The organism is Roseateles sp. (assembly GCF_044373315.1).
Classification (GTDB): domain Bacteria; phylum Pseudomonadota; class Gammaproteobacteria; order Burkholderiales; family Burkholderiaceae_C; genus JACDQM01.
In genome coordinates, this window is record NZ_JBILQK010000174.1 from 1 (window position 1) to 4,618 (window position 4,618).

Sequence of the window (4,618 nt, forward strand, 5' to 3'; positions counted from 1 at the left end):
CTTCAGCACTCGCAGAATGCGTCCATCGGGTTGGTGAAAACTGCCCGCCGACCGGAACTTGCAGGAGTGCTGAAATGCCCCAGACCATCAATACCAATATTGCGTCGCTGAACGCGCAACGCAATCTGAACAGTTCGCAGGGATCGCTGTCCGTCGCGATGCAGCGGCTGTCTTCGGGCCTGCGCGTCAACTCGGCCAAGGACGATGCGGCCGGTCTGGCCATCGCTGAACGCATGAACACGCAGGTTCGTGGCATGACGGTTGCGATGCGGAATGCCAATGACGGCATCTCGTTGGCGCAGACGGCTGAAGGCGCTCTGGGCAAGATCAGCGACGCACTGCAGCGCATGCGTGAGTTGACGGTGCAGTCGCGCAATGCCACCAACAGCGCCTCGGACAAGGACTCCCTGGACAAGGAGTTTCAGCAGCTCGCCGGTGAAATCACCCGGATCATGGGCGCCACCTCGTTCAACGGCAAGCCGATCCTGAACGACCCCAGCGGTCTGCCGCAGGTCTATCAGATCGGCGCCAACACCTCGTCCTGGGACACCATCGACGTGCCCGCTCTCGATCTGCCGCAAGACGCGGCCGTGGGCGCACTGATCCCGCCGGGCGGCACACCTGTTTCGATCGGCGCGGCCACTGACGCAGGTACCGCCTCCAGCGTCCCCCGCCCCACGCCGACAGACGCAACAGGCCTGGCCAAGGTGATCGACGACATCGATGACGCGCTGACCGTGATCAACAACACCCGCGCAACCTTCGGTGCCGTGCAGTCGCGTTTCGACGCTGTCATCTCGAATCTGCAGATCTCGGTCGAGAACCAGAGCGCCGCGCGCAGCCGCATCATGGATGCCGACTACGCCGCCGAGACCTCGCAACTCAGCCGCGCACAGATCCTGCAGCAGGCCGGCAATGCGATGGTGGCGCAGGCCAACCAGCTGCCCCAGCAGGTGCTGTCGCTGCTGCGCGGCGGCTAAGCCAGGCGCACTCCGTGCTTCCAGATTGAGAACGCCGGCCCTTGCGCCGGCCTTCAGTTCTTGTTCGGCCGGTCGATATCACTGATAGCGTCGGCCGTTTGACCCAGGAAGACTCGACATGGCAACCATCACCTCAGCCGGCATTGGCAGCGGCCTCGACATCGAGTCGCTGATCAGCAAGCTGGTCGCCAACGAGCGCACACCGATCAAGCAGCTGCAGACCCGCACCAACGATCTGCAGACCAAGCTGTCCGCCTTCGGCAAGCTGCAGAGCAGCCTAGCGACACTGCGCGACACCGCCGCCAAGCTGAACCGCCCTGAGATGTGGACGGCCAATCTGCCCAACTCGACGGATCCGGCCAGCGTCACTGTCAGCTCGGGCTCGGCCAGCATACCCGGCAACTTCAGCGTCTCGGTGCAGAAGCTGGCCACCTCGCAGACTGTCTCGAGCAAGGTGCTGCCAGTCGCACCGGGCGCAGTTGGCTCAGGCTTCATCACAGTTCAGCTGGGCAGCTGGAATGCTGACCAGACCGAGTTCAGCGCCAATGCCGCCAAGCCGCCCATCAAGATCGACATCCTGCCTGGACAGGAGTCGATCACCGCCATTCGCGACAAGATCAATGCTTCGGCCGCTGGCGTGGTCGCCTCCATCGTGACCGACTCGAGCGGCCCACGCCTCGTGATGCGATCCAGCGAGACCGGCGAAGGCAATGCATTCACCGTCAGCGTGGTCGACAACGACGGCTCGAACGGAGATGACACCGGACTGTCCGCATTGGCCTTCGATCCCAGCGTCGGCATTGCGTCGATGACGCAGAACATGGCCGCCAGCAACGCCTTGGCGACATTGAATGGCATCCCGATCAATTCGCAGAGCAACACGCTCAGGGAAGCAGTCGATGGCCTGAACATCACCTTGCTCAAGCCGACCACGGCCGATGTGACGCTGAGCGTCGCCCAGGACAAGGACACGGTCAAGAAGACGCTCGAGGAATTCGTCACCGCGTACAACGCCGTGATCACGCTGATGCGTGACCAAAGCAAGTACGACCCTGCCAACAAGACCGCCGGCACGCTGCAAGGCGATGGCACGCTGATCGGTATCCAGGGCCGGCTGCGCAGCCTGGTGGCCGGATCGACCACGCTGGGTGGCAGTCTGTCCCGCCTGGCCGACATCGGACTGGACCCGGCCTCAGACGGCACGCTGAAGATCAACAGCACCAAGTTGAGCAAGTCGCTGGGCAACCTGGACGACATGAAGAAGCTGCTGGCCGGCACCGACAGCGCGAACAAAGCCAATGACGGCCTGGCGCAGCAGCTGCGCCGCATGGCCGATCAACTGCTAGGTACCGATGGCAGTCTGTCGAACCGCCAGAAGGGACTGCAGGCCAGCATCAATGCCAACGGAAAACGCGAGAGTGCGCTGGAAGATCGCATCGCCTTGACCGAGAAGCGACTGCGCGCCCGCTACACCGCACTGGACACGCAGATGAGCAGGCTCAATGGCCTGTCAGGCTATGTGAACCAGCAGATGAATATGCTCAACAAGAACAGCTGAGACCCCGCAGCCCGCGGACGCCCAGCGCAGCGCAAAGCCCGGCAGTGCCGGGCTTTTTCAATTCAGTCAGCCATTTGCAGCGTCTGCGCCTGCCCGGCGCTGGCCAGGCTGGTCTCCTGCGGACGCTCTGGCCGGGGACGGCGCCGTCGTCAGCGGCGCGCTGATGATCGGTCGATAAGGGGCGATACCCGGGCTGAATTGCCGTTCAGCCGGGGGGGGAGACGGATCTCAAGTTTCCCAGTGGGGGGCCGAAAAAGATCTCAACACGCCTCTTCCTGAAAGCTAGCCCCCCATGTACGGCAACACCTCCCCCTTCGCATCGCACGCCCACCGGGCCAGTTCGATGTACAGCAAAGTGGGCCTGGAGACCGATGTCCTCAATGCCAGCCCGCACCGTCTGGTCGCCCTGTTGTTCGACGGCCTGTCGGACGCAATGGTCCAGGCCCGTGGTGCCATCGAGCAAGGCAATATCGAGCTCAAGGGCCGCTCGCTCAGCCGCGCCGTGCGCATCCTCGACGAGGGTCTCAAAGCCGCCCTGCAGCTGGATGCAGGCCCGCTGGCACGCGACCTGAGCGATCTCTATGTCTACATGTGCAAGCAACTGACACACGCCAATCTGCATTCAGACCTGGCCGCTGTCGAAGAATGCCAACGACTGCTGCAGCCGGTGCGCGACGCCTGGCACAGCATTGGCCAAGCCACTTGATCGAAAACGCACCGCCTCCATGCACCCCTCCAACGACTTCCCTGTGGACCGCATCATGAACTCCCACCTCCTGAGCTACTACGAAGCCATCGAGCAAGCCAGCGCCGACATGCTGTCCGCCGCCCGCTCCGGCAACTGGGATGAAGTCGTCAAGCTCGAAGGCGCTTGTGTGCTGCTGATCTCCCAGCTCAAGCATGCCGCTGCCCAGCGCCAGCTGGCGCCGGAAGAGAGCAAACTGAAGACCCGCATCATGCAGCGCATCCTGCTCAACGACGCCGAGATCCGACACCTGGCCGAGCCTTGGCTGGAAGACCTTGACCAGATGCTGGGCGGCCGCAGCTCCATGGTGCACTGACAGCAGAAATGCCGGTGCCTACGCCGGCCGAGATGCCCATGCCTATCGACAGCCTCCGCAGCTCGACAGCCAACCTCGACGAGTTCCGCATCGATGCAGGCGCCGAGGTGCTGGCCCTGCTGCGCCAGATTCAACAGCAGCGCTTGCGGGTGAGCCTCGGCACGCCCGAGGGCATCACGCTCCATGCGCCCCTGATCGAGGTCGACCCCGGCCTGGGCGGCCTGTGCTTCTCCGTGCGCGGCAATGAGCCCGAGCTTGAGGCCCTGCAGCACAGTGACGAGGTGCTGGGCCTGGCCTATCTGGACAGCATCCGGCTCGAATTCGAGCTCGGCCGTCTGCTGCTCGTGAAGGGCGCTGGCGAAGCCACGTTGCGTGCGCCCGTCCCGCCCCTGCTCTACCGCTTCCAGCGCCGGCAGGCCTTCCGCGTGCAACCGCTGGGCAGCAACTATCCCCGCGTGCAGCTGCGCCATCCGCACAACCCCGAGCTGGCGCTGCAGCTGCGCGTGCTGGATGTCAGCATCACCGGACTGGCCCTGCTGCTGCCGCCCGGCACACCCGAGATCGCCGCGGGCGAGACTCTTGCGCGAGTGCAGGTCGAGCTTGAGCGCGACAGCCACTTCGAAGCAACACTCAAGCTCCAGCACCTGAGTTCAGGCGGACCGGGCACCGACGGCATCCGTCTGGGCTGTGCATTCACGGCTATGCCGGACGGCGCCGAGCGAGCACTGCAGAGCTTCATCGACCTGACCCAGAAACGCCAGCGACTGATGGCGAAGAAGGCCTAGCCCTCTCCATGACCGCCAGCAATGCATCCGCACTACGCGGCTTCACGCTGCTGGAGGTGGCCGCCGTGATGGCGATCACCGGCATAGTGCTGGCGATGGCGGTGCCCAGCTATGCGAACTTCGCCGCCCGGCAACAGCTGCGCGCGGCGGGTGAAAGCCTGGCCCTGGACCTGCGCCTGGCACGCGAGGAAAGCCTGCGTGGCGCCAGCGTCTTCATCAGCTACCGCGCTGGCC

At 64.2% G+C, this 4,618-nt stretch carries 6 protein-coding genes; all 6 read left to right on the forward strand.

Annotation, left to right across the window (positions count from 1 at the left end):
- Window positions 1-74: 74 nt before the first annotated feature.
- Window positions 75-980: a flagellin gene (locus ACIQ67_RS19770; protein ID WP_397536085.1), complete on the forward strand. Its 906-nt coding sequence runs from the start codon at window positions 75-77 to the stop codon at window positions 978-980.
- Between the two features lie 118 nt (window positions 981-1,098).
- Window positions 1,099-2,538, forward strand: a complete 1,440-nt coding sequence (gene fliD, locus ACIQ67_RS19775; RefSeq protein ID WP_397536086.1) for a flagellar filament capping protein FliD — start codon at window positions 1,099-1,101, stop codon at window positions 2,536-2,538.
- Window positions 2,539-2,830: 292 nt separating this feature from the next.
- Window positions 2,831-3,244, forward strand: coding sequence for a flagellar export chaperone FliS (gene fliS, locus ACIQ67_RS19780; RefSeq protein WP_397536087.1), 414 nt, complete (start codon window positions 2,831-2,833; stop codon window positions 3,242-3,244).
- A 55-nt stretch (window positions 3,245-3,299) separates the two neighbouring features.
- Window positions 3,300-3,599 carry a flagellar protein FliT gene (locus ACIQ67_RS19785; RefSeq protein ID WP_397536088.1) on the forward strand — a complete coding sequence of 100 codons (300 nt, stop codon included), beginning with the start codon at window positions 3,300-3,302 and terminating at the stop codon, window positions 3,597-3,599.
- 38 nt (window positions 3,600-3,637) lie between these two features.
- Window positions 3,638-4,384 (forward strand): flagellar brake protein, encoded by a 747-nt coding sequence (locus tag ACIQ67_RS19790; protein WP_397536089.1) that lies wholly within the window; start codon window positions 3,638-3,640, stop codon window positions 4,382-4,384.
- An 8-nt stretch (window positions 4,385-4,392) separates the two neighbouring features.
- The coding region (locus ACIQ67_RS19795) for a Tfp pilus assembly protein FimT/FimU (RefSeq protein WP_397536090.1) at window positions 4,393-4,618 on the forward strand (226 nt) is incomplete at its 3' end.

What these genes read in the sequence shown, in the direction of transcription:
- ACIQ67_RS19770 (WP_397536085.1), top strand. Translation starts at nt 75, where the DNA reads ATGCCCCAGACCATCAATACCAATATTGCGTCGCTGAACGCGCAACGC.
- fliD (WP_397536086.1), top strand. Translation starts at nt 1,099, where the DNA reads ATGGCAACCATCACCTCAGCCGGCATTGGCAGCGGCCTCGACATCGAG.
- fliS (WP_397536087.1), top strand. Translation starts at nt 2,831, where the DNA reads ATGTACGGCAACACCTCCCCCTTCGCATCGCACGCCCACCGGGCCAGT.
- ACIQ67_RS19785 (WP_397536088.1), top strand. Translation starts at nt 3,300, where the DNA reads ATGAACTCCCACCTCCTGAGCTACTACGAAGCCATCGAGCAAGCCAGC.
- ACIQ67_RS19790 (WP_397536089.1), top strand. Translation starts at nt 3,638, where the DNA reads ATGCCTATCGACAGCCTCCGCAGCTCGACAGCCAACCTCGACGAGTTC.